The sequence below is a fragment of the Streptomyces sp. NBC_01549 genome, from assembly GCF_026339955.1.
In the GTDB taxonomy this organism is placed as follows: Bacteria; Actinomycetota; Actinomycetes; order Streptomycetales; family Streptomycetaceae; genus Streptomyces.
Genome location: NZ_JAPEPW010000001.1, coordinates 6,891,605 through 6,915,737, shown reverse-complemented (window position 1 = coordinate 6,915,737; position 24,133 = coordinate 6,891,605). Strand labels below are relative to the sequence as shown.

The following is a 24,133-nucleotide window of genomic DNA, read 5'->3' as shown; positions in this document are numbered from 1 at the left end:
AGTGCCCCGCCCCGAGCGCGGCCCCGTCCCACGGTGGCGTCTGCGACGACTACGAAAACGCAGGTCAGCGCGTGAGTCGTCCCACGTACGCGCCACCTCACAGGGCTTCCTGGCCCGTGCGGGGGCCGACGGCTCAGATTGGATGACGCACCACCGACCGGGCAGCACGGTCCACCCCGCGCCGCCCCCCACCACACGGGGAAGGAACCCGGACATGAACGCACGCAAGCGCATCGCTCTCGCCGCCACCACTGCGGCCCTGGGCGCGGGCATCGCCGTCGGCCCTGCCGTCAGCAGCTTCGCGGCCTCGACGCAGGGCGCAACCGCTCACGCGGTCGGTGTCACGCAGGCGCCGAACCGTCAGGACACATGGACCTGCGGCTACTACAGCGGCCACAAGACGCTCAAGTACGGTTCCAGGGGCAACGCGGTGAAGGAAGCCCAGTGCCTGCTGAAGTACCACTGGAAGACGCCCAAGGGAAAGCGGCTCTCCGTGGACGGGAAATACGGCCCCGGCACCACGGCGGCCGTGCGCGAGTTCCAGAGCCGCGTGAATCACAACCAGCACGCGCACATCAGCGTTGACGGCATTGTCGGGCCGGCGACCTGGAAGTGGCTGCGGTACTGAGCCACGCGGGGAAGAGCGAGCCCGGAGCCCGAGCCCGGGCTCGCTCCCTCCACATCCCGTTCTCGCCCCAGGTCACGCTCGGCCAGGACCACCTCCCCCACCCGCGTCGCACCCGAGGGGGTGGGCGACGCACCGGCGCACAGCCGAACCGGCGGCGCGCCCGTGACGGCCGCGGCGGCCGCCGTGCGCGTCCGTTGACCAGCGCATGGGCGATCGCCGCGACCGCGTCACCGCGTAGGTCCCAGGGCGGGCGGCGCGGCGTCGGCGGACGTCCCCCAGCCGGACGGTTCGGCACCGACGGTGAAGGAGAGCGACCGCAGGCCTCGGAGCGACTCGGTCGTCAGATACGTACGGCCATAGGAGGAACCGTCGACCCTCGCCGACTGGATGTACCGGTCACGGTCCGAGGTGCCCGTCGCCGTCACAGTCAGGGCGCCCCGAGGGTAGTAGCGCCGGTCGAGCGTCAGATCGACCCGCTCGAAGACAGGCGTCGACAGGCCCCAGGTGTCGTAGCCGGGCTGCACCGGGAAGATCCCGATGGACGAGAGCACGTTCCAGGCGGACATCGTGCCAAGGTCGTCGTTGCCGGTCATGCCGGTCGGCGCGTCCGTGAACAAGGTCAGCGCGGCGTGCACCACATCGGTCGTCTTCCACGGCTGACCGGTCGACAGATACGTGTACGGGGCGATCAGGTCGGGCTCGTTCTGCGGGTTGTACTTGTCCGCGTTGTAGTAGTCGTACGGGCCGTTGACCCACACCTCTCGTGCGGTCTTCGCGGGGTCCTTCAGAAGCTGCTCGTACGCGAAGAACGAGTCGAGCCGGTCGTTGGCCGTCTGCTTGCCGCCGATCAGGTCGACCATGCCCCGCAGGTCCTGCGGCACGAGCCACTGGTACTGCCAGGACGTGCCCTCGTGGAAACCCTCGCTCAGGGCCGGGTCCGCCGGTCCGGTGAAGGTGCCGGAGGCATCCCGCGCGCGGAAGAAGCCGGTCGAACCGTCGTAGATCTTCCGGTAGTTCTGGGACCGTGCGGCATAGCGTGCGGCGTCCGCGTCATGGCCCAGATCCCGTGCCATCGCGCCGAGCATGGCGTCCGACAGGGCGTACTCCAGGGTCGCGGACGCTCCGTGGTCGTAGTCCGAGTCGCCGGGCTTCGCATGCGGGCGGTCCTTGACGTAAGGCGCGAAGCCGTTCGCGATGTACTCCTTGTTGGCTTCGCGGCCCACCGCGGGCGAATCGGCGGGCGGCACGCCGTCGGCGTTCTTCTTCAGGGCGCGGTAGGCCCGTTCCTCGTATCCCTTGAGCAGGCCCTGCTGGTAGGCGTTGGTCAGGAACGGGGTGACCGGGTCGCCGGTCATGATGTTCGTCTCGACCGTGCCGTAGCCCCACTTGGGCAGCCAGCCGCTGTCCTCGTCGATCTTGATGACGGAGATCGCCATGTCCCTGGCCTCACGCGGCGCGAGCAGGGAGAGGAGCTGCGACTGGGTGCGGTAGGTGTCCCACAGCGACCAGTTCTGGTAGTAGGTGAAGCCCTGTGCGCGGTGGACCCGCTGGTCCCAGCCGGTGTAGCGACCGTCGGCGTCGCTGCCGATGTTGGGCGCGAGGAAGGACCTGTAGAGCGACGAGTAGAACGTACGGCGCAGGGTGTCTCCGCCGCCCTGGGCGCGTACGTCGTCGAGCCGGTCCTCCCACGTGCGGTGCGCCTGGCTCCGGACGGCGTCGAACGAACGGCCCCCCTCCGAGCGGAGGTTGAGGGCGGCGCCGCGGGCGTCCACGTACGAGAGCGCGGTGGTCGCTTCGACTGTCCGGTCCTTGGTCGTGTCGAAACGGACGAAGGCTCCGTTGCGTCCCGCGCTCACGGATTCCTTGGAACCCTCGGTGACGGTATCGCCGTTCCAGGTGCCCGAAGTGGTGAACGGACGGTCGAAGCGGGTGACCGTGTAGACGGTGTACGGCTTGGTGTCCTGGCAGAAGCCACTGCCGGTGATGGCGGTGCGCACCGTGCGGTTGTCGAGGATCTCGACCTTGGTGGAGATCGTCCTGTGCAGCGACTGCCCCGCGTTGAGCAGGACGTTGGCCTTGTCCGTGGCCGGGAAGGTGTAGCGCTGCACCCCGGTCCGGGCGGTCGCGGTCAGCTCGGCCTCGATGCCGGTCTTCAGGTCGACCCGGTACGAGCCGGGGCTCGCCCGCTCGCTTTCGTGGCTGAACTCCGCCTCGTACTTGGCGTAGTCCGTCTCGGTGACCTCACCCGTGGTCGGCAGCACGGGCAGGTCGCCGCCCAGGCCGCAGCCGACGCCCGAGAGGTGGACGAGGGAGAAGCCGCGGATGTGATTCTGGGAGTAGTCGTAGCCGGTGTTGTGGCCGGTGTCCGGCGAGAACTGCACCATGCCGAAGGGCACGGCTGCGCCAGGGTAGGTGTTGCCTTCGTTCTCCGTTCCGATGAACGGGTTGACCAGATCGGTGAGCGGGGCGCTCGGCGGGACGGCCGCCCGAGCCGCCGGAACCGCGAGGGAGCCGCCGAGGAGGACGGCGGTCGCCACCACCATCCCCGCATCGCTTAGCCGTTGAGTCCATCTCATGGGCGGGAATGCCTCCTCGAAGCCTAGACAACGTTGTCAAGCACGGAGCGCGATCATTCTTCGTCGTGTACACGCAATCGTCAAGTACTGCGAGCGGGCCGACACCTGCTGGTGGCGTACCGAGGTGCGCGACGGCGAGCTGCGCGTGGCCAAGGACGAGGCCAACCCCGTGGTCGGCGACCTCTGGTGGCGCACCGACCGCCCGGAGGCGTCACTGATCGGGCTCAGCTTCCGCCACGGCGGCGCGAGTTGGCTGGCGGGCCGGCCACCCACGTCGTACGAGTTCCGGACGGACGGCGACGCTCTGCTCGACGGAGTCGACCTGCCGGCGTTCGCCGAACTGACCGATCTGGCGGGGTACGAGGTCGACGGCCACGCCTACGAGCCCGGTCGGCCGTGGCAGCCTACCGGCGTCGAAGACGTACCCGACGGCCTGGTGGTCCTCGCGTACGCTCCGCTGGCCGACGCGCCGCCCGCGCACTGGTACTCGGACCCGCGGGAGCCGCACCTTCAGTCGCCGCGGTGCGCCACGATCGCCTACCACCGCCACGGGGACGCGCTGATCTTCAACGGGGGCACCACCGACTGGCCCCGGCACCTGGACCACCCGGCGGTGGACCGGCTCACGCGTAACGTGCTCGACGCCGCCGGAGTACACGGCGTTGGAGCGTACGGTCGGCAGACGTGCCCACTCCCCGCTCCCCTGATGTCGCGAAACAGGTGCCACCATGCGCAGCTTCCCCGACCGCGATCCTGGATCGCCCGACATCCGCAGTGCCCGCGGGTATCTGCTGTGGCTCGCCAAGGACCACCTCCGGTCGATCGTCCTGGGCTCGGTTTTCGCCGTCGTCTGGACGGTCGCGCAAGGGCTGTCCCCCGCGATCGTCGGCAAGGCCATCGACGAGGGCGTCTCCGCGCGTGACACGACCGCGTTGGTGTGGTGGGGAACGGCTGTGCTGGCGCTGGGTGTCGTCCAGGCGCTGGGGAGCGCGCTCCAGGACCGCTTCGCGCTGGAGGTGAAGATCGGCGCCGGGTACCAGACGATGCAGTTCGTCACCCGGCATGCCTGCCGTCTGGGCGCCGGCTTGTCCAAGAGAGTGTCCACGGGCGACATGGTGAACGTCAGCGTCTCGGACATGACGCAGATCGGCACCGCCATGGAGGTCGCCACGCGGGGTGTGGGCGCCGCCGCCGCGATCGTCGCCGTCGCCTCGGTGATGCTGCTCGCGTCGTGGCAGATCGGTCTCGTCGTCCTGGTCGGCGTACCGGTCATGCTCTGGATCACCACACAGATGATCCGGCCCCTGCACCGCCGCCAGGAGACGTACCACGAGCGACAGCGGGCGCTGACCGACCAGGCCATCGACATCGTCCACGGCCTGCGGGTGCTGCGCGGCATCGGGGGCGAGCGGGTGATCGAGCGCCGGTACCTGGAGAGGTCCCAGTCCACACGACACGCCGCGGTACGGGTGGCGCAGCTCGATTCGGTGCTGGACGGAGCCAAGTCGCTGCTGCCCGGCATGCTCGTCGTCCTGGTGGTGGGACTCGGTGCCCACCAGGTCCTGGCGGACCGGCTGACCGCGGGCCAGCTGGTCGCCTTCTACGGGTACGCGACTTTCCTGGCGGTGCCGCTGCGCCGCCTGACGCTGGCCGTCAGTCATCTGATGAAGGCCCATGTGTCGGCCGAGTACGTCACGCGGCTGCTGCGCCTGGAACCCGAGCTGCCGCTCGGCCCCACCGAAACCGACACCGATGTGCCGGCCCGCCCTGGCCTCCTGGTCGATCCGGTGTCGGGCGTCAAGGCGCCTCCCGGCAGTCTCACCGCCGTCGCCTGCGCCTCCCCGGCCGACGCGGGCATGCTGGCCGAGCGGCTGGGCCGCTACACGGACTCGGAGGCCGTCTACCACGGGCGGCGGCTGGACTCCCTGCCGCTCGGGACGGTCCGCCGCCGCATACTCGTCACCAGGAACGACGCCCGGTTCTTCGCTGGACCGCTGCGCGCCGAACTCGACCCGTACGACCTGGGAGAGGGTTCGCAGGACAGCCTGCTCGCGGCGATCGACCACGCTTGCGCCTCCGATGTCGTCGAAGCGCTGCCCGGCGGTCTCGATGCCGCCGTCGAGAGCGGCGGACGGCAGTTCTCCGGCGGCCAGTTGCAGAGGCTGCGCCTGGCAAGGGCGTTGATGGCAGATCCGGAGGTGCTGATCCTGGTCGACCCCACCAGCGCCGTGGACGCCCACACCGAGGCCCGGATGGCGGCCCATCTGCGCCAGACCCGTACGGGCCGGTCCACGATCGTCTTCACCACGAGCACGATGCTGCTCCGGCAGGCGGACCGGGTGAGCTATGTCGAGGACGGCAAGGTGGTCACCGAGGGCCCACACCATCAGATGCTGGAGGACGCGCGGTACCGCTCGCTCGTCACACGGGAAATGGGGACTGCGTGAACGCGCTGCCGGTCGCGTCGGCGAAGGAAGTCCGCGCTCACGCCAGGCGGATCGCCTCGCGCCATCCATGGGGCCTGGCCGGTGTCGTCGCCGTGAACGTGCTTGCGGCGGCGACCGGACTCGCCGTGCCGTGGCTGCTGGGCGATCTGGTCGCCTCGGTGGCCCGCGGCCGGAACGACATCACCCACTATGTGCTGCTGATCTGCCTGGCCTGCGTCACGCAGGCGACGCTCATCAGGTTCGCGATGTATGCGGCGGCCGTACTGGGTGAACGCGTCCTCGGGGAACTGCGCCAGCAGTTCGTCCGCGACATGCTCGCCCTGGACCTGAACACCGTCGAGAACGCCGACCGCGGCGATCTGGTGACCCGTACCACGCGGGACGTGGGCACGTTGTCCACCACCGTCCGGCACGCGATCCCGGAAACGCTGATCGCCCTGCTGACGATCGTCATCTCCCTCGGTGCCCTGATCCTGATCAGCCCGCTGCTCGTGCTGCCCTGCCTTGTCTCCGTGCCCATCCTGGTCGCGGCCTCCAAGTGGTACCTGGCCCGGGCCCGCGCCGGTTACGTACGGCAGAGCGCGTCGTACTCGCAGCTCACCGAGGGCCTGACCGAGACGGTCGAGGGCGCTCACACGGTGGAGGCTCTCCGGCTCACACATCGCCGGCTCGAACGGGTGGAGCGGGACATCGCCGAGTCCTACGCCGCCGAGCGCTACACCCTGCGCCTGCGCAACGTGTTCCTCCCGATCTGCGACACGACCTACGTCCTGCCCGTGGCGATCACTCTGGTCGTCGGTGGCCTCTTCTACATCCACGGGATGGTCACGCTGGCCGCGGTGACCGCGGCCACCCTGTACATCCAGCAGCTTCTCGGCCCGGTCGACACCCTGCTGTTCTGGCTCAACGAGCTCCAGATGTCAGGCGTCGCACTCGCCCGGCTGCTCGGCATCGCCGAGTCGGCCCCGCCGACCGCCCTGGACACCTGCGAGCCCGTGCCGCACAGTGCTGGGAACGGGAACTGGCTGGCGATACGGGACGTGCGGTACGCGTACCGGCCGGACGTCGACGTGCTGCACGGCATCGATCTCGACGTCGTGAAAGGAGAGCGGCTGGCCCTCGTCGGGCCCTCGGGCTCGGGCAAGTCCACTCTCGGCCAACTGCTCGCGGGGATCCACCGGCCCCGCACCGGTACGATCACCTTCGGGGGCCTGCCCCTCGCGGAGATGCCACTGGAAGAACTGCGCGGCAAGGTCGCCATCGTGGCCCAGGACCACCACGTCTTCGACGGTTCGTTGCGGGACAACTTGGTGATCGCCAAATCCGCCGCGACCGACGAGGAGATCGAGGCGGCGCTGACCTCGGTCGACGCCTGGCAGTGGGCCGAGCCGTTCGGACTTGACACCCGGATCAGCCTCCATGGCAACGCCCTGACACCTGCCCAGACGCAGCAGGTCGCCCTCGCCCGGCTGGTCCTGGCGAATCCGCACACCCTGATCCTGGACGAGGCCACCGCCCTGCTCAACCCGCACGCCGCCCGGCAGGCGGAACGGTCCCTCGCCGCGGCGCTGGAGGGCCGCACGGTGATCGCCATCGCCCACCGGCTGCACACGGCCCATGATGCCGACCGCATCGCCGTGCTGGAGGAGGGGCGGATCAGCGAGTTGGGGACGCACCAGGAACTGCTCGAACACGGCGGCACCTACGCCGGCCTCTGGAACTCCTGGCAGGGCCACGCCGAATCCCTTTCCTGACCCGGCCCAGGCGCCCAGCCGTCGCGATGGAGGGTGGCGCGGGCCAGAACGATCGTGACGGCCGGGGTGTGGCTCCGCTTGCGGGCTTCGCCCGCGACCTCCGCCGCGATGCGTCGGCCGGTGGTCACGCGGCGGACAGGACCATGTGGACCTTGAGGGCGAGATGCACCTGTAGCACCTGGTCACCGTGGCGCCACTGCGGGCCGAGCAGCGAGGTGATGCGCTCGATGCGCTGGTAGAGCGTGTTGACGTGGATGTAGAGCTCGGCGGCGGTGCGGCCCAGGCCTGTGTCGCAGGCGAAGAAGGCGAGCAGGGTGCGGGTGAGCTCGCCACCGCGCTGGGTGTCGTAGTCAAGGACGGGGCCGATGGTGCGGCGCACGAAGCGGTGCAGCTCCTCGCGGCCCGCCTGATGGAACAGCAGCCCGTAGACGCCCAGTTCGCCGGGGGACGCCCCTTCTCCGACGCGGTCGAGCGCGAGCAGGACGTCCAGGCAGCGGACCGCGTCGTGGTGTGCCTCGACGATGGCGTCGAGGCCGGGCGCGGCCGTCGCGGCGCCGACGGTGACCGGGTTGTCCACGACCCGCGACAAGTGGTCGGCCAGGGTGCGGGCGGCCTCGTCCGGGTCCGGATCCTGCGGCAGGAGGACGACGGTGTCGCCCCGGTATTCGCCCGCGAGACCCCGGGCATGGGCGGCGTAGGAAGCTGCTGCATCGGCGATGCGTCGCCGATGGGCGCTGTCACGGCAGCGGGCGGCGAACACCGTGTGCGGGCGGTGGAGGTCGAGGCCCACCAGGGTGGCCCGGCGCCGCAGGCCCTCCGGATCCCGGTGCGGGGAGCCGAGCAGGTCCTCGAGGATCTCGCCGCGCAGCCGGTGCTCGGCCTCGGCGACGGTGCGTTCGCTGAGCAGCATCAGCGCGGTGACGAGCGCGGCACGCTCGAGGGAACGTACTCCTGAGGCGTCCAGGTGGTCGCGGACGAGCAGCAGAACGCCCAGGACTTCGCTGCCGGCCACGATGGGAGTGGCACAGGCGGCGGATCCGTCGGCGCCGGCCGGGATACGGCGGGTGCGGCGGGCGTCCGTGCTCAGCACCCGGGCGTCGCGGACCGCATGGGCGGCGGGGCACGGATCCGGGAGCACTCCTTCGGTGCGGGCCTGTTCGACGAGAGGGTCGTCACCGGCGGCGGCCATGGTGCGGCCGCGGGGGTCCAGGACGAGGATGCTCCCACCGAGGACTTCGGCGAGGGTCTGCGCCACGTCGGCCATCCCGCCGCCGTCGAGAACGATGGTGGTGAGCCGCTCGTGCAGGGCGGCGGCGCGTTCGATGGATTCGCTGTGGGCGCGGATGACGCCGTTGGCTTCGGTGAGTTCGTCGACCGCTCTGCGTACGTCCTGGAAGAGGGTCGCGTTCTCGATGGCGATGGCGGCGTGGTTGGCGAGCGAGACGAGCAGGGCCACTTCGTGCTCGGAGAAGGGACGGACCCGGCGGTTGGCGGCGAACAGGACGCCGATGACGTTCTCGCCGAGTTTGAGAGGCACTCCCTCGATGGAGATCAGCCCCTCGCCGCCCACGACGTCGTCGATGCAGTGCTCGAAGCGCGGGTCGGCGAAGTAGTCGGAGGTGTTGTACGGAACCGCCGTCTTGGCCACAAGTCCGCCGAGACCCGCGCCCATGGCCAGCCGTGCCTGCTTGAACGCGTCGGTGCGTATCCCGTCGGTCACCCGCATGTAGGTGTCGCCGCGTTGAGCGTCGTTGAGCATCAGGTAGGCCACGTCGGTGCCGAGCAGGCTGCGAGCCCGGCGGACGATGGCCTGGAGCACGGCCTCCAGATCACGTAGTGAGGACAGGTCCCCCGCTGTCTCGTAGAGCGCGGCGAGCTCGTCCTCCCGGCGGCGACGCTCCTCCAGGCGCGCCCGTACCTGAAGGGCGTCGTCGACGAGCCGGGCGAGCCGAGGCCGGTCCTCGGAAGGGCATCGGTCGAGGAGGGCGTCGTACTCACTCTGCGCGGCGTCTTCGCGCAGCAGGCGCAGCAGCCGCGCCGCGGGCTCCACATCGGCCCGACTGTGTGTGGTCGTCGAGTCCACGGATGCCTCCTGAGTGTTCCGGTACGCGTTCCCGCCCGCGATGCTCGCCGCCCCCGCTCCGTCTGCACAGATCTACGACGACACCGGTTGCGACGAGTCGTCGTGGTCGTGCTCCAGGTGTGGTTCCGGGTCGAGGGCCGGGGAGTGCGTACGGGAGCGCAGCAGGTGCGTGAGTGTGCCCCACACTCCTCGGCGGAAGAGCAGGACGACGACGATGAAGACGCCGCCGGTGACCAGGCCGGTCTCCTCGAAACCGGACGTGGACAGCCAGTCCTCCAGGCGGACGATGGCGCCGGCGCCCAGCAGGCCGCCCCACAGGGTGCCGATGCCGCCGAGGACCGTCATGACGACCACCTTGCCCGACGTCGTCCAGTACACCTCCTGCAGTGAGGCGAAACCGTGGTTGACCGCGTACAGTCCGCCCGCGAGGCCGGACAGGAACGCGGAGACGGTGAAGACGACGAGCTTGTAGCGGTCGGCGGCATAGCCCAGGGCACGGGCGCGGGCGGAGTTGTCGCGCACGGCGGCGATCACCCGGCCGAACGGGGAGTGCACGATCCGCCAGGCCGCGGCGAGGCCGAGCAGCACCACCGGCAGGGCCGCGTAGTAGAAGACGAACGGGTCCGACAGGTCGACGCCCGGCAGGTCGCGGGGAATTCCCTGGAGACCGTTCTCGCCGCCCGTGACATCGCCCCACTGGTTGGCGATGAAGTACACCATCTGCGCGAAGGCCAGGGTGACCATGGCGAAGTAGATGCCGCTGCGCCGGACCGCGAAGAACGCGATGGGCAGGGCGAGCAGCGCGGCGGCCGCCGCCCCGCCCAGCACGGCGACGTAGAACGGCAGTCCGCTGTGGATGGCGATCAGCCCGGTGACGTACGCCGAGCTGCCCCAGAACGCCGCGTGTCCGAAGGACAGCAGCCCGGCGTGACCGAGCAGCAGATCGAAGGCGACGGCGAACAGGCCCCAGCAGAGGATGTCCGTGGCGACCGGCGGATACAGGCCCCAGGGCAGGCCGAAGGCCACGAGCAGCCCGGCGGTGAGCAGGCCCCACCGGATCAGGGCGGGGCGGCCATGCAGCTTCTCGATGAGGCCGAGGATCATGCGTGTTCCTCCTTGCCGAACAGTCCGGCGGGCCGGACCAGCAGCACGACGGCCATCAGCAGGTAGACCGAGGTCTGGGACAGGACGGGGACGTAGAGGTTGCCGAGGGCCTGGAGCATGCCGATGGTGAACCCGGCGAGCACGGAGCCGAAGACGGAGCCGAGGCCGCCGATGACGACGACCGCGAACACCGTGATGATCAGGTCGCCGCCCATACCGGAGTTGACCGCCCGCATGGGTGCGGCGAGCACACCGGCCAGGGCCGCGAGCCCGACGCCGAAGCCGAAGACCGGCGTGACCCAGCGCCCCGTGTCGATGCCGAACGCCCCGGTGAGTTCCGGGCGTTCGGTGGCCGCGCGCACGATGGTCCCGATCCGGGTGCGGGTGAGCAGCAGCCACACGGCCAGGCAGAGAGCGACCGAGACGGCGAGTACGAACACCTGGTAGCGCGGGAAGTCGAACAGGCCCAGATCCATGGAGCCGGGGAAGGGACCTCGCTCGTAGGGCTGCGACTGCGCGCCGTACTTCATGCGCAGCAGGTCCTGGCAGACCAGCGCGATGCCGAAGGTGAGCAGGAAGTTGTAGAGCGGGTCGAGGGCCGTCAGGCGGCGGATCAGCACCCGTTCGAGGAGGGTGCCGGCGACGGCGAGTGCGAGGGGCACGAGCAGCAGGGCCCACCAGAAGCCGAGCCCCGCGCTGTCGGCGAGGGCGACCGCGCCGAACGCGCCGAGCATGTAGAGCGCGCCGTGGGCGAAGTTCACCACGCGCAGCATGCCGAAGATGACGGCGAGGCCGAGGGCGAGAAGGGCGTAGAAGCTGCCGCTGACCAGTCCGTTGAAGGCCTGTTGGAGAAACGAGGTCATGAGTGGGTCCCGTCTTCGGCCGGCGGCCTGCCCGTCGTGCGGGCCGCCGGACCCCGGTGGTCAGCTGAGATGGCAGTCAGGCGAAGGCTGGTCGAACGCCTCGGCGGCGGGAATGGTCTTGACCGGCTCGGTGTAGTCACCGGCCTCGCTCGCCTTGGCCGGGTCCTTGACCCTGGCCAGGTACGCGTCGTGGACGACCCGGTGGTCCTCGGCGCGGATGGTGGCGTTGTGGGCGAAGAAGTCGCTGAACTTGGTGCCGTCCAGCTCCTTCGAGACGTCGGCCGCCTTGTCGCTGCCCGCCTTCTGCGCGGCCTCCAGATAGTGCGTCGCCGCCGAGTAGTCGGCCGCCTGGTCGAAGGTGGGCCGCTGTCCTGTGCGCTCCTTGAACCGGTCGGCCCAGGCCTGGGCCTTGGCGTCGACATTCCAGAACCAGGCCGTGGTGAACATGGTTCCGGCAAGTTTGTCCGCGCCGATGGCCTTGATATCGGTGTCGAAGAGCAGGCCGATGGCCAGCTCGATGCCCTTGTCCTTCAGCTTGAACTGCTGGTACTGCTTGACGACGTTGGCCAGGTCACCGCCCGCCTGCAGGGCCCCGAGCACCTGCGGCTTCGGCTTCAGGCCCGGTGCCTTGAGCAGGAAGGTGGAGTAGTTGTCGCTGGGGAACGGCGTGGGGTCCTTGGCGACGACCTTGCCGCCCGCGCCCTTGATGGCCGTCTCGAACTTCTTCTGCATGTCCTGCCCGAAGGCGTAGTCCGGGTAGATCGTGTACCAGTTCCTGCCTCCCGCTTCGGTGACCGCGCCGCCGGTGCCGTGCGCCAGCATGTAGGTGTCGTAGGCCCATTCATAGGTGTACGGATTGCAGGTCTTGCCCGCGAGTTCCGTGGTGGCGGCGCCGGTGTTGAAGTACAGCTTCTTGGCCTGGCCGGCGACGGTCTGCACCGCGAGGGCCGCCGACGAGGTCGGCACGTCGAAGAGCGCGTCGGCCTTCTTGCGGTCGTACATCTCCCGAGCCTGGGTGTTGGCGATCTCCGGCTTGTTCTGGTGGTCGGCCTTGATGACCTCGATGTTCTGGGTGATCGCCTTGTCGCCGTACTTCTTCTTGAAGTCGTCGACGGCCATCTGCACGGCCTGCACCGAGTTCGGTCCCGCGATGTCCGCGTAGACGCCGGACAGGTCGGTGAGCACACCGAGCACGATCTTGTCGTCGCTGACCTTCCCACCGCCCGAGCTCGGTCCGCCGCCCCCGCAGCCCGCGAGCAGTGCCCCCACCGCGGCCGTGGCCACGACCGTCGACAGCCTGTGCTTCATTACTTCCTCCTGATGCGTACGTCCCGAATGAGCGGAGGTGACGAGATGTCACAGTCCGAGATAGGCGAGGAGTTCGCCCTCGCGCCGCCGTACGTCGGCGTTGTCGAGCGCCTCGACGATCCGGCCCTGTGCGAGGAGGTAGTGGCGGTCGGCGACGGACGCGGCGAAGCGCAGATTCTGCTCCACGAGCAGCACCGACACTCCGTGCTCCTTGGCCCCGCGCAGGATCTCGCCGATCTGCTGCACGATGACCGGGGCAAGGCCCTCGGTCGGCTCGTCGCACAGCAGTACGCGCGCGCCGGCACGTAGGACCCGGGCGAGGGCGAGCATCTGCTGTTCACCGCCGGAGAGCTTGCCGCCGGGGAAGCGGCGGCGCGCGGCGAGCACCGGGAAGGCGTCGTAGATCCGGGGCAGTGGCCACGCGGAGCCCGGCGAGGCCGGCGGCAGGGTCAGGTTCTCCTCGACGGACAGGCCCGCGTAGATGCCGCGGTCGTCGGGCACGTACCCGAGGCCGAGCCGGGCCCTGCGATGCGGCGGTGCCGCGGTAATGTCCTTGCCCGCCAGCGCGACCCGGCCGGTCATCTCACGGTGCAGCCCCATGGCGCAGCGCAGCAGGGTGGTCTTTCCCGCGCCGTTACGGCCGACGAGGGTGACGACCTCGCCCTCGCCGACCCGCAGGGACACCTCGTCCAGGGCGGTGGCCTCGCCGTACCGCGCGCTGACGCCCTTGATCTCAAGCAACGTCGGCCCCCAGGTACGCCTCGACGACCCGTGGATCGGTCCTGACCCGGTCGTAGGGGCCCTCCACGAGCACTTCGCCGCGCTGCAGGACCGTGACGGTGTCGGCGAGCGAGCCGACGACGCTCATGTTGTGCTCGACCATCACCACGGTACGTCCCTCGCGGATCCTCTCGATGAGGGCCACGGTGCGGTCGACGTCCTCCAGGCCCATGCCGGCCGTCGGCTCGTCGAGCAGCAACAGCGCCGGGTCCAGGGCGAGGGCGAGTGCCAGTTCCAGCGCGCGCTTCTGCCCGTACGGAAGATTTCCGGCGGGCCGGTCGGCGAGGTGCTCGAGTCCGACGTCGCCGAGGAGTTCGAGAGCCCGGCCGGAGAAGCGGCGCATCAGTTTGTCCGTGCGCCAGAACCTGCGGCCCAGTCCGGTGCCCGACTGGAGGGCGAGCTCGACGTGTTCCCGGGCTGTCATCTGCGGAAAGAGGCTGGTGACTTGGAAGGAGCGGGCGATACCGAGGCCGGCGATGCGCTCCGGCGGCCGCCCGGTGATGTCGTGTCCGGCGAAGGTGACGCTCCCGCCGGACGGCGTGAGAAATCCGGTCAGCAGGTTGAACAGGGTTGTCTTTCCCGCCCCGTTGGGGCCTACGAGCGCGTGGACCGTGCCCTCGGCGACCCTCAGGTCCACCGCGCTGACGGCGCGGAATCCCTGGAACTCCTTGGACAGGCCTTGCGTGACCAGGATGGCGCGCGGTGGTGTCATGACGCCTCGGATGCGCAGGGGATGCAGCGGCGGTTGCCGATGTGGGGCAGACGTTAAGTTCGGCCATGAGCGGCGGCTACGGAGAGAATCTCCACAAGGCACCCCCACACGGGTGTGGGTCTTCTCCCTCCCCGCGCCGCTCCACCCGTCGCCGGTGTGGGTACTTGCTCCACCGAGGTGGGGGACGTTCTGGAGTCTTCCTCCGTCGCCCGGGTCCCGCACCGCGGTGACGATGAGCGCCATGGCGATGATGGAGACCCCGCTCAACACGTGGCTGCTGTTCGGACACGCCCCGCGCTACTTTCCCGACACCGAGGTGGTCACGCGACTTCCCGACGGCCGTGTGCACCGTTACACCTACGCCGAATTCGCCCGCCGCGCCCAGCAGTTGATGCATGCCCTGGACGCCCTCGGCCTGGCGCCGGACGACCGGGTGGCCACCCTCGCCTGGAACGGATACCGGCACCTGGAGGCCTACTGGGCCGTGCCCTGCACCGGGCGCGTCCTGCACACCCTGAACCTGCGGCTCTCCCCCGAGGACCTGGCGTACGTCATCGGCCACGCGGACGACCGCGCCATCCTGGCCGATCCCGATCTGCTGCCACTTCTGGAGAAGGTGCACGCGCGGGGCGGCCTCGCCGGCGTGCGGCATGTCATCGTGCTCGGCGACGAGGTGCCCGACACCGCGCTGCCCGGGGTGGTGGCGTACGAACAGCTGATCGCCGGCCTGCCGGACGGGTACGCCCCCCGCGACATCGACGAACGGTCGCCGCTCGGCCTGTGTTACACCTCCGGCACCACCGGCCGCCCCAAGGGCGTGCTCTACACACACCGTTCGACCGTGCTGCACGCCATCGCCGCGTCCTCGCGGTCCGCCATGGCCATCGGCCCCGGTGACTGCGTACTGCCGGTCGTGCCCATGTTCCACGCCAATGCCTGGGGCGTCCCCTACACCGCCACTCCGTACGGTGCCAAGCAGGTGTTCCTCAGTGGCTCGCTGGATCCCGTGGCCCTGGTCGAGCTGATGGCCGCCGAGCGGGTCACGGTCGCCGCGGGCGTGCCCACCATCTGGATGGCGGTCGCCGACGAGATCACCGCCCGCGGTGGGCTGCCGTCGCTACGGCATCTGCTGTGCGGCGGGGCCCGTCCGCCGCGCGCCCTGATCGAACGCTACCGGCGCGACTTCGGCATCCCTCTCGTGCAGGTGTGGGGCATGACCGAGACCTCGCCGCTGGCCAGTGTGGCGTGGCCGAAGGAGCGGATGCGCGACTGGGACGAGGACCGGATCTCCGACGCGGTGCGCACCCGGGCCGGTCTTCCGCTGCCCGGTGTACAGATGGACATTCGAGACGAGGCGGGCAACTCCGTTGCGTGGGACGGAACGTCGATGGGCGATCTGCTCGTCCGCGGGCCATGGATCGCCGATTCCTACCTCGGCGGTGAGGGCGCCGCCCAGTTCACGCAGGACGGCTGGTTCCGTACCGGGGACATCGCCATCGGCTCACCGGACGGCTATGTCGTCATCGCCGACCGTGCGAAGGATCTCATCAAGTCCGGCGGCGAGTGGATCTCCTCGGTGGACATGGAGTCGGCCGTCATGGCGCTGCCGGAGGTCGCCGAAGCCGCGGTCATCGCCGTTCCCGACGACAAGTGGCAGGAGCGTCCGCTGATCTGCGTCGCCCCGCGCCCGGGCTCCACCGTGACCCTCGCACGCGTACGGGCGCACCTCGAGGCCGGAGGCTTCGCGCGCTGGCAGCTCCCGGACCGTATCGAGGTCGTGGAGGCCATCCCGCGCACCGGAGTCGGCAAGTTCGACAAGAAGGCGTTGCGTGCTCGCTTCGACTCCTGACTCACCGCTCCCTTTGACCGCTCCCTTTGACCGCTCCCGTTCACCGCCCGGAGGGCGAACCATGCATCTGAGACGCACCGTCACCTTGTTGTCCGCCGTGCTCCTGTCGACGGCGGGAGTGTCGGCGAGCGCCACCGCTCGATCGGCCCCCCGCTGCGTCGGCCAGAGCCGGATCGCCGTACCCGGCGCGGCGTTCCAGACCACGTCCTGTCTGCCCGACATGACCACGGCCGCGATCGCCGGTACCCCCTACACCGACTCCGCGGACTGGGCCTCACTCACCGCCAGGGGGACAGAGAACCCCACCGGCGTCCCCGGCATCCAGATCGACGGCTACTTCCCCGACTCCTCGCACCTCAACAAGACCCACGGCTGGAACCACGACTCCCAGTTCGTCATCCGGCTGCCCGAGCACTGGAACGGCGGCCTCGTGGTGACCGGTGCGCCCGGAACGCGCAAGCAGTACTCGCTGGACCCCCTGATCTCCGACTGGGTCATCGCCCAGGGCTACGCCTTCGCCTCCATCGACAAGGGCAACAGCGGCGCGGACTTCTACACCGACGGCAAGCGGCCCGGCGACGCGATCGCGGAATGGAACCGGCGCACCACCGAGCTGACCCTCGCCACGAAGACCGTCGTCCGGCAGGCGTACGCGCACGCCCCACTCCGCACCTACATGACCGGCATCTCCAACGGCGGCTACCTGACCCGCTGGCAGCTCGAGAACCACCCCGAGCTGTACGACGGCGGAGTGGACTGGGAGGGCGCGCTGTGGACCGAGGACGGGCCGAACCTGTTCACCTATCTGCCCACCGCGGTCGCGTACCAGGCGGGCCGGGCCACCCACGACGACATGCTCGCCGCCGGATTCGCTCCCGGCACCGAGTTCCTGTGGCCGTACCACGAGGCTGCCTATTGGGGCCTGACGCAGAAGGTGTACCGCGCCGATGTCGACCCCTTCTACGACCCCAAGTGCCCGGGCGCGTCCGCTGGTTCGGTGCTTGCGGAGATTCTCGCGCCCTGCGCCTCGGATGCTTCGTACGACTATGCGACGCGCCCGGCCTCCGTGCACCGGGCGGTCGAGCGGATCTCGCTCACCGGCAGGATCGGCAAACCCATGATCACACTGCACGGCTCGCTCGACGCACTGCTGCCGATCGCCACCGACTCGGACGCCTACGCGCGGATGATCTCCGACAGCCACCGCGGCCGTCTGCACCGCTACTACACGATCGCGGGCGGCACCCACGTCGACGGCCTGTACGACACCTATCCGGACCGGCTCCGGCCGATCCTGCCCTGCTATCGCTCGGCCTTCCATGCTCTGACCGACTGGGTCGAGCACCGGGCCGCGCCGCCGGCGAGCGGCACCGTGCCCAGACCCACCTCCGGAGACATGGTCAACTCCTGTGTACTGAACTGATGTTGATGCCATACGCAGTGGAGCCCGCCGACACCCGAGGTGATCGAGAAGTGTGGACCGCTTCCGCTGTCGGGCGCCCGCCACGGTTCTACGGTGCAGCGGACCGTCCGCTCCGGAGGGACACCGCCGCGGCAGTCCGTACATGTATCAGCAATAGTGACATCGTCCTCGCTCACCACCGTGGATTCGACTCCTTCTTCGGAACCGACCTCGGAGATCAGCTGACCCGACGCGGCATCGAAAAGGTCGTGCTGGCCGGGTTCACCTCCGAGACCTGCGTGGAAGGAACCGGCCGGCATGCCCTTGAAGCCGGCTACTACGGCACGTTCATCAACGACGCCGTCGGTGATTTCACTGAGCAGGCGCATCGCGCTGCCGTCGACGTGGCTTTCCCCACCTTCGGGCACGAGAGCCTGACAGTCGACGAGTTCCTGTCGTCCGTCGACGCCTGAACACCTGTCGGCTTCCGACCAGGTTCAGCCCGCGCGGCCACAGAGGCTGGTCGACCCCCGAGGCACGGGTTCCTCCTCGCCGCCACGACCGTGCGAGGCCTTCCCCTATACACCGCACATGAACAGATCAGCAACACATCGGAGATAGTGATGAACAACCTGCTCGAACACGTCATTTCAGCTCATGGCGGCCGTGGACGCTGGTCGCAGATTGGCGGCCTGCAGGTCGATGCGACGCTCCACGGCTCCTTTTGGGCCGTGCGAGGATTCTCGGACAAGCCATTCAGTGAGACCGTGACGATCGACACTCAACGCGAGCTGATCCGATTCAGCCCCTGGGCCCAGCCCGAGCATGACTTCATGTTCCGCGCGGAGGACGACGTGGTCGAACTGCGAGCCACAGCCGACGACAGCGTGCTGGAGACGCACTCCGGCATCAGGTCGACCTACAAGGGATACGACCTCACTTCGCCCTGGAAGTCGCTTCAGGTCGGCTACTTCATCGGCTACGCCATGTGGAACTACCTGACCACCCCCTTCCTCTTCGACCATCCCGGAGTCGCTACACGCGAGGGAGAGTCCTGGACGGAGAACGGAGAGGTGTGGCACACGCTTCATGTGGAGTTCCCTTCGTCCATCGCCACACACACCGCCAAGCAGACGTTCTACTTCGGCGAAGACGGCCTACTGCGCCGACTCGACTACAACGTCGACGTGAACGTCGGCGTCGCTGTCGCGCATTACGTCAGTGGCTACAGGACGTTCGAGGGAATTCAGATCCCGACACGGCGGCGAGTCCACCGCCGCAACGCCGACAACTCCGCCAGCGAGAACTGGTCCATCGGCATCGACATCAACAACGTAGTGGCCGTCTGATCCACGAAGATGAAGTAGCGTAGAAGGCTGGCACACTGCAGTACAGACGAGCGCGGTTCGGAAGCTCGTGGGGAGCTTTTTAACCGGGCCCAAGGCTACCCAGAGGTTTCGAGGGTGTGCTCTGTGAACAATAGACGCTCTGAGCTCGCACGGTTACCTCCTCAGGTGTCTGAGTTGACGGCCGCCACCATCCGCTGGACTGAACCCGTTCCTCACTCAGGGCGGTTCACCACGTCCGGGGCACGGCTGTGTCAGTCGGGGGACCTCACCGGCAGCCATGGTTCGTGCCATCGCGGGTATCCGGCGACGAGCTTGCTCGCTCCTGCCGGTCCCCAGGTCCCCTGCCGGTAGGGCTCGGGGTCGCCGGGCGCCTCCAGCAGTGGCTGGACGATTCGCCACGTCTCCTCCACAGAGTCCTCCCGGGTGAACAGGCTGGCATTGCCTTGCATTGCGTCACTGAGCAGGCGCTCGTACGGTTCGGGTGCCTCACCCAGCTCGGCCTCGAAGAGGAGGTCAAGGTCGACCAGCTGCGTTTCCTGCTTGCCCGGCTGCTTGGCCTGGATGCGGAAGTTCACGCCAGGGCTCGGATCGATCCGCAGGATCCACTGGTCGGGCTCGGGCGCGAACCGCTCCGCGAACGCAAGCCGCGGCGGACGCTTGAACACGATCCGGATCTCGGTCACTCGCTCGGGAAGCGACTTTCCGGCGCGGATGAAGAATGGCACCCCGGACCAGCGCCAGTTCTCGACCTCCAGCCGCAACCCGACGAAGGTCTCGGTGTGCGAACGCGGCCGCACACCGGGGACCTGCAGGTACCCCTCGTACTGCCCGCGGACGTAGTGTGCCGGGTCCGCGTCGGGGATCGCCCGGAACACGTCAACCCGGCGGTCCCTGAGCGCGTCCGCATCGGCGGCTGATGGCGGCTCGGACGCCATCAGGGCAAGCAGCTGCAGCAGATGATTCTGCACGACGTCACGGAGCGCGCCGACCGGGTCGTAGAAGTAGCCGCGGTCCTCGACCCCGAAGTCCTCGGCCATGGTGATCTGCACGCAGGAGACGTGGTCGCGGTTCCACACCGGCTCGAACACGGAGTTGGCGAACCGCAGAAACTGGATGTCCATCGCCGGCTCTTTGCCGAGGAAGTGATCGATCCTCAGCAGCTGGTCCTCATCGAGGAGCTGACGCAGCGTGGTGTTGAGGGCGCGCGCCGACGCGAGGTCATGCCCGAATGGTTTCTCCACGACAACCCGGGCGCCCTTGGTCAGCCCGACACCTGCCAGGCCCTCGACCACCCGGGCGAACAGCGACGGCGGGATCTCCAGATAGAAGACCGGGTGCCGCTTGCCGTTGACCGCCCGGGCGAGGCGATGGAACGTCTCCGGGTCGGCGTAATCGCCCTGCACATAACTGAGTCGGGCGGCGAACCGGGCAAAGACGCTGTCGTCCAGCGGCTCGCCCGCTGCCTTGATCGCCACGCGGGCGTGCTCACGCAGCGCGTCGTCGGACCAGCCGTCGCGCGCCACTCCGACGATGGGGCAGGTCAGCAGCTTGCGCCGCTCAAGCCGATAGAGCGAGCGGAACGTCATCTTACGCGCGAGGTCTCCACTGATCCCGAAAATGACCAGCACGTCAGCGGGAACGTTCGACGAGTTCGAAGCCACCTCATCCTCCTTACGGAGCCGGCACGGCAAGGGGGTCGGGCATCATGGTCCTGCTGGCGACTGGGCGCCGACGCGAGCAAACCCCGGCCGGCCGCCGCCGCGTCCGCGAGGACGAGCGACGCGGCCGCCTCGACCCGGCCGGCGGGAATCGACCGGTCTCCCGCAACGAGCCTCGAGAGCGGTTCACGCTTGTCCGCTCCGGTGATGAGCCAGAGCACCTGCTGAGCGCGAGCGAGCGCAGGATAGGTGAGCGTCATGCGCCGGTGGCCCATGTAGGGCGCCGTCAGGGCCACCGGCCGGTCCGAGACTTCGAGCACCGGGTCCCGTGGCACCAGCGAGGCGGTGTGCCCGTCCGGGCCGAGGCCCAGGTGAACGAGGTCGAAACGCTCGGGCAGCGACCGCCCGTAGGCGGCGGCCGCTGCGTCAAGGTCGGCGTCGTTCACGGGCATCGCGATGACCTCGGCCGGGGCCGCACCGAGGCTCTCCCGCAGGTGGGTGAGGTTACGGTCCGGGTCACCGTCGGGCGCGACCCGCTCGTCGACCTGGAGCACCGCCACGCGCTCCCAAGGGACGTCCTCATGTGCAAGACGCGCGAACATCGCCCATGGCGTGTGCCCCCCGCTGACGGCGAACGTGAATCGGCCGTGTGCTTGTACGCAGGCCCTGGCCAGCCGCGCCACGAACGCCGCCGCCGTGCCGGCGACCGCATCCGGATCGGCGACGACCTCAAGTTCGTGATGCACAGTCCTCAGCCCTTCTTTTCGGCGTGCCCGCCGAACTCCGAGCGCATCGCCGAGAGGATCTTGTCGGTGAACTCCCCGGCCTCCCTGGACTCGAAGCGCTCGAAGAGCGAGGTGGTGATGACCGGTATCGGGACGCCTTCGTCCACCGCGGCGAGGACGGTCCAACGCCCTTCCCCGGAGTCGGAGACCCGCCCGGCGAAGCCGTCGAGGGAGGGCGAGCCGGCGAAGGCGTCGGCGATCAGGTCGACCAGCCACGAGCCGACGACCGAGCCGCGCCGCCAGACCTCGGCCACCTCGCCGACGTCGATGTCGTACTGATAGGCCCAGGGATCGCGTAGCGGCGTCGTCTCCGCGTCGACCTCATGCCGGCTTTTGCCGGCGTCCGCGTGCTTGATGATGCTGAGGCCCTCGGCGATCGCGGCCATCATCCCGTACTCGACCCCGTTGTGGACCATCTTCACGAAGTGCCCGGCGCCGTTCGGCCCGCAGTGCAGATACCCGAGCGGGGCGGTGCCGTCGGTCCGGGTCCGGCTCGGCGTCGGCTCGGCGCTGCCCTCGCCGGGAGCGATCGTCTTGAAGATCGGGTCGAGATGAGCCACGACCTCATCCTCGCCGCCGATCATCAGGCAGTAGCCACGCTCCAGCCCCCAGACCCCACCACTGGTCCCGCAGTCGACATAGTGCAGCGACTTGCCGGCAAGACGCTTGGCGCGCGTGATGTCGTCGCGGTAGTAGGAATTACCGCCGTCGATCAGGATGTCGCCGGGCTCCAGCAACGGCTCGAGCTGGTCGAGGATGGAGTCGACGATCGCAGCCGGAAGCATGAGCCATACGGCCCGTGGCTTGTCCAGTTTCGCGACGAAGTCCCGGAGTGAGTCTGCGCCCGTCGCGCCGTCGCCGGCCAGTTCGGCGACGGCGGCCGCGTTGACGTCGGACACGACGCAACGGTGACCGTCTCGCATCAGCCGACGCACCAGGTTCGCCCCCATCCGGCCGAGCCCGATCATCCCGAGCTGCATGGGCTTGTCCGTCGCCATGTGGCGCCTCCTAGTTCCGGCATCCCGAGGAATCGCTTGGCCGACGTGACGCCCTCCACTCCGCACGGCGCGCCGTGCGCCTTCGGAGTGTCCTCGACCGGCGACCCGTAGCCGATGTGGCCGTGCACCACGAAGAGCGTCGGGCGCTCGTTCTCGGACTTGAAGGTGTGCAGCGCGCGGGCCACGGCGTCGAGGTCGTTGGCGTCGGCCACGGCGGTGACGTTCCAGCCGTAGCCGATGAACCAGGCCACCACATCCTCGGCGAAAGCGATGTCGGTGTGGCCCTCGATCGTCACCCGGTTGGAGTCGTAGATCCAGCAAAGGTTCGACAGCCGCTGGTGGGCCGCGAGCGAGGCGGCCTCCGAGGAGATCCCCTCCATCATGCAGCCGTCGCCGGCCATCGCGTACACGTCGAAGTCGAAGACGGTGAAGTCGTCGCGGTTGTACCGGGCGGCGAGCCACAGCCCGGCGATCGCCATCCCGACCGAGGTCGCAACGCCCTGCCCGAGCCGACCGGTCGTGGTCTCCACGCCGCTGGTCCACCGGTACTCCGGGTGCCCGGGGCAGCGCGAGCCGAGCTGGCGGAACGTCCTGAGGTCGTCGAGGGTCACGGCGGGTCGGCCGAGAACCTCGTAGTCGGGGTCGAAAGCCTGCACGCCGGTGAGGTGGAGCAGCGACCAGAGCAACGCGGAGGCGTGACCTTCCGACAGCACGAAGCGGTCGCGGTTGGGCCAGATCGGGTCGGCCGGGTCGAAGCGCGGGAAGCGTTGCCAGAGCGTGTACGCGACCGGCACGATTTCCATCGGCGTCCCCGGATGGCCGGAGTTGGCCGCCTGGATGGCGTCCATGCACAGAGTGCGGATCGTGTTGACGGAAGGTGTTTCCAGGTCGTTGCTGCTCAATGCGAGCCTCCCTGAAAGTGCTGCCCCTGCCCTTATATCGAGCGCGGCAGACTAGGGTTGAGCTTTCCCGGCCGGGGCGAAGAGCGCCGCGCCGACAATGCCCGCATCGTTCAACAGCTGCGCCGGCACGATCTCGGTCCTGAGCTCGATGTACGGCAGGAACTTGTCGGCCTTCTTGCTGACGCCGCCGCCGATGATAATCAGGTCGGGCCACAACAGCCGCTGGACGAGCTCGAGATACCTCTCCAGACGGTGCGCCCATTTCTTCCAGGACAGGTCGTCGTGCTCGCGCACCGACTCCGCGGCCCAGTCCTCGGCATCCTCGTGGTGCAGCGGCAGGTGCCCCAACTCGCTGTTGGGCACCAGGAACCCGTCGGTGAAGACGGCACTGCCGATGCCGGTGCCGAGCGTCACCATCACGACGACGCCCTTGCGTGCCTTGCCGGCGCCGAAGCGCATCTCGGCGATCCCGGCCGCGTCCGCGTCATTCACTACCCTCACGTCGCGGCCGGTAGCTCCTGCGAAGAGCTGGGCCGCGTCCGTCTCCATCCAGGCCGGGTCGATATTGGACGTCGTCTGGACTTTGCCGCCCCGGATGACAGCCGGGAGAGTCAGCCCGACCGGTCCTGGGACGCCGATCTGGGAGAGCACCGTCACGACCACGTCCGCGACTGCCCCTGGGGTCGCCGGATGCGGGGTCGGGATCCGGACCCGCTCACCGATGAGGCTGCCGAGCTCGAGGTCGACCGGCGCTCCCTTGATACCGGTCCCACCGATGTCGACCCCCAGCACGTGGGCCGTCTTGTCCAGGATTGCCTGCGTCACTGCCCGCTCCCCTCAGGGGCTGGCCCATGTGAATTTTGGACGTCAGGCCCCGCAAGAGCTTTGTCACGTAATCCTTGACACTCGCATATATCCCTGATGTTCGCCACATG

The 24,133-nt window shown here is 69.0% G+C and carries 19 protein-coding genes and 1 pseudogene; 8 read left to right on the top strand and 12 right to left on the bottom strand.

Features of this window, described 5'->3' with window-relative positions:
- Window positions 1-214: 214 nt before the first annotated feature.
- Window positions 215-628, top strand: a complete 414-nt coding sequence (locus OG819_RS30825; protein WP_266622197.1) for a peptidoglycan-binding protein — start codon at window positions 215-217, stop codon at window positions 626-628.
- Between the two features lie 227 nt (window positions 629-855).
- Here OG819_RS30825 and OG819_RS30820 read toward each other — a convergent pair whose 3' ends face one another.
- Window positions 856-3,204 (bottom strand): GH92 family glycosyl hydrolase, encoded by a 2,349-nt coding sequence (locus OG819_RS30820; RefSeq protein ID WP_266651848.1) that lies wholly within the window; start codon window positions 3,202-3,204, stop codon window positions 856-858.
- On the opposite strand from OG819_RS30820, the pseudogene OG819_RS59140 reads away from it, so the two are divergent.
- The 3 genes and pseudogenes from OG819_RS59140 to OG819_RS30805 form a co-directional block, all read left to right on the top strand.
- Window positions 3,203-3,757: pseudogene (locus OG819_RS59140) on the top strand (N,N-dimethylformamidase beta subunit family domain-containing protein); the annotation flags it as partial. The gene OG819_RS30820 and the pseudogene OG819_RS59140 sit on opposite strands and share 2 nt — an antisense overlap.
- 175 nt (window positions 3,758-3,932) lie before the next feature.
- Entirely contained in the window at window positions 3,933-5,651 is a 1,719-nt protein-coding gene (locus OG819_RS30810; RefSeq protein ID WP_266651846.1) for an ABC transporter ATP-binding protein, read from the top strand.
- Window positions 5,648-7,405: an ABC transporter ATP-binding protein gene (locus tag OG819_RS30805; RefSeq protein WP_266651844.1), complete on the top strand. Its 1,758-nt coding sequence runs from the start codon at window positions 5,648-5,650 to the stop codon at window positions 7,403-7,405. Before OG819_RS30810 ends, OG819_RS30805 begins: the two co-directional genes overlap by 4 nt.
- A gap of 124 nt (window positions 7,406-7,529) precedes the next feature.
- On the opposite strand, the gene OG819_RS30800 is transcribed toward OG819_RS30805, so the two are convergent.
- The 6 genes from OG819_RS30800 to OG819_RS30775 all read right to left on the bottom strand — a co-directional run bounded on the left by OG819_RS30800 (window position 7,530) and on the right by OG819_RS30775 (window position 14,255).
- Entirely contained in the window at window positions 7,530-9,488 is a 1,959-nt protein-coding gene (locus OG819_RS30800) for a GAF domain-containing protein (protein WP_266651842.1), read from the bottom strand.
- A 72-nt stretch (window positions 9,489-9,560) separates the two neighbouring features.
- Window positions 9,561-10,592 (bottom strand): branched-chain amino acid ABC transporter permease, encoded by a 1,032-nt coding sequence (locus tag OG819_RS30795; protein WP_266651840.1) that lies wholly within the window; start codon window positions 10,590-10,592, stop codon window positions 9,561-9,563.
- Window positions 10,589-11,455, bottom strand: a complete 867-nt coding sequence (locus OG819_RS30790; protein ID WP_266622207.1) for a branched-chain amino acid ABC transporter permease — start codon at window positions 11,453-11,455, stop codon at window positions 10,589-10,591. Before OG819_RS30790 ends, OG819_RS30795 begins: the two co-directional genes overlap by 4 nt.
- 60 nt (window positions 11,456-11,515) lie before the next feature.
- A complete protein-coding gene (locus tag OG819_RS30785; RefSeq protein ID WP_266622209.1) occupies window positions 11,516-12,763 on the bottom strand; it encodes an ABC transporter substrate-binding protein in 1,248 nt (415 codons plus the stop codon).
- Window positions 12,764-12,811: 48 nt separating this feature from the next.
- Window positions 12,812-13,504, bottom strand: coding sequence for an ABC transporter ATP-binding protein (locus OG819_RS30780; RefSeq protein WP_266622211.1), 693 nt, complete (start codon window positions 13,502-13,504; stop codon window positions 12,812-12,814).
- Window positions 13,497-14,255 (bottom strand): ABC transporter ATP-binding protein, encoded by a 759-nt coding sequence (locus tag OG819_RS30775; protein WP_266651838.1) that lies wholly within the window; start codon window positions 14,253-14,255, stop codon window positions 13,497-13,499. Before OG819_RS30775 ends, OG819_RS30780 begins: the two co-directional genes overlap by 8 nt.
- Window positions 14,256-14,496: 241 nt before the next feature.
- Here OG819_RS30775 and OG819_RS30770 point away from each other — a divergent pair, with 241 nt between their 5' ends.
- From OG819_RS30770 to OG819_RS30755, 4 genes are all read left to right on the top strand, one after another.
- Window positions 14,497-16,104 (top strand): long-chain fatty acid--CoA ligase, encoded by a 1,608-nt coding sequence (locus OG819_RS30770; protein WP_266622216.1) that lies wholly within the window; start codon window positions 14,497-14,499, stop codon window positions 16,102-16,104.
- Window positions 16,105-16,165: 61 nt separating this feature from the next.
- Complete coding sequence (locus OG819_RS30765) at window positions 16,166-17,527, top strand: tannase/feruloyl esterase family alpha/beta hydrolase (protein ID WP_266651836.1); 1,362 nt, start codon at window positions 16,166-16,168, stop codon at window positions 17,525-17,527.
- Entirely contained in the window at window positions 17,527-17,979 is a 453-nt protein-coding gene (locus OG819_RS30760) for an isochorismatase family protein (RefSeq protein WP_323139372.1), read from the top strand. Before OG819_RS30765 ends, OG819_RS30760 begins: the two co-directional genes overlap by 1 nt.
- A 294-nt stretch (window positions 17,980-18,273) precedes the next feature.
- Window positions 18,274-18,855, top strand: coding sequence for a hypothetical protein (locus tag OG819_RS30755; RefSeq protein WP_266651832.1), 582 nt, complete (start codon window positions 18,274-18,276; stop codon window positions 18,853-18,855).
- Between the two features lie 251 nt (window positions 18,856-19,106).
- On the opposite strand, the gene zwf is transcribed toward OG819_RS30755, so the two are convergent.
- From zwf to ppgK, 5 genes are read right to left on the bottom strand one after another with little or no spacing between them, the layout of a single operon-like run.
- Window positions 19,107-20,516, bottom strand: coding sequence for a glucose-6-phosphate dehydrogenase (zwf, locus tag OG819_RS30750; RefSeq protein WP_266651830.1), 1,410 nt, complete (start codon window positions 20,514-20,516; stop codon window positions 19,107-19,109).
- On the bottom strand, window positions 20,438-21,259 hold the full coding sequence (gene pgl / locus OG819_RS30745; RefSeq protein WP_266622223.1) for a 6-phosphogluconolactonase: 822 nt from the start codon (window positions 21,257-21,259) through the stop codon (window positions 20,438-20,440). The genes zwf and pgl overlap by 79 nt, the downstream gene beginning before the upstream one ends.
- 5 nt (window positions 21,260-21,264) lie before the next feature.
- Window positions 21,265-22,278 (bottom strand): phosphogluconate dehydrogenase (NAD(+)-dependent, decarboxylating), encoded by a 1,014-nt coding sequence (gene gnd, locus OG819_RS30740; RefSeq protein ID WP_266634093.1) that lies wholly within the window; start codon window positions 22,276-22,278, stop codon window positions 21,265-21,267.
- Window positions 22,263-23,198: a hypothetical protein gene (locus tag OG819_RS30735; RefSeq protein WP_266651828.1), complete on the bottom strand. Its 936-nt coding sequence runs from the start codon at window positions 23,196-23,198 to the stop codon at window positions 22,263-22,265. The genes gnd and OG819_RS30735 overlap by 16 nt, the downstream gene beginning before the upstream one ends.
- 51 nt (window positions 23,199-23,249) lie before the next feature.
- Window positions 23,250-24,023, bottom strand: coding sequence for a polyphosphate--glucose phosphotransferase (ppgK, locus tag OG819_RS30730; protein ID WP_266622227.1), 774 nt, complete (start codon window positions 24,021-24,023; stop codon window positions 23,250-23,252).
- Window positions 24,024-24,133 lie beyond the last annotated feature (110 nt).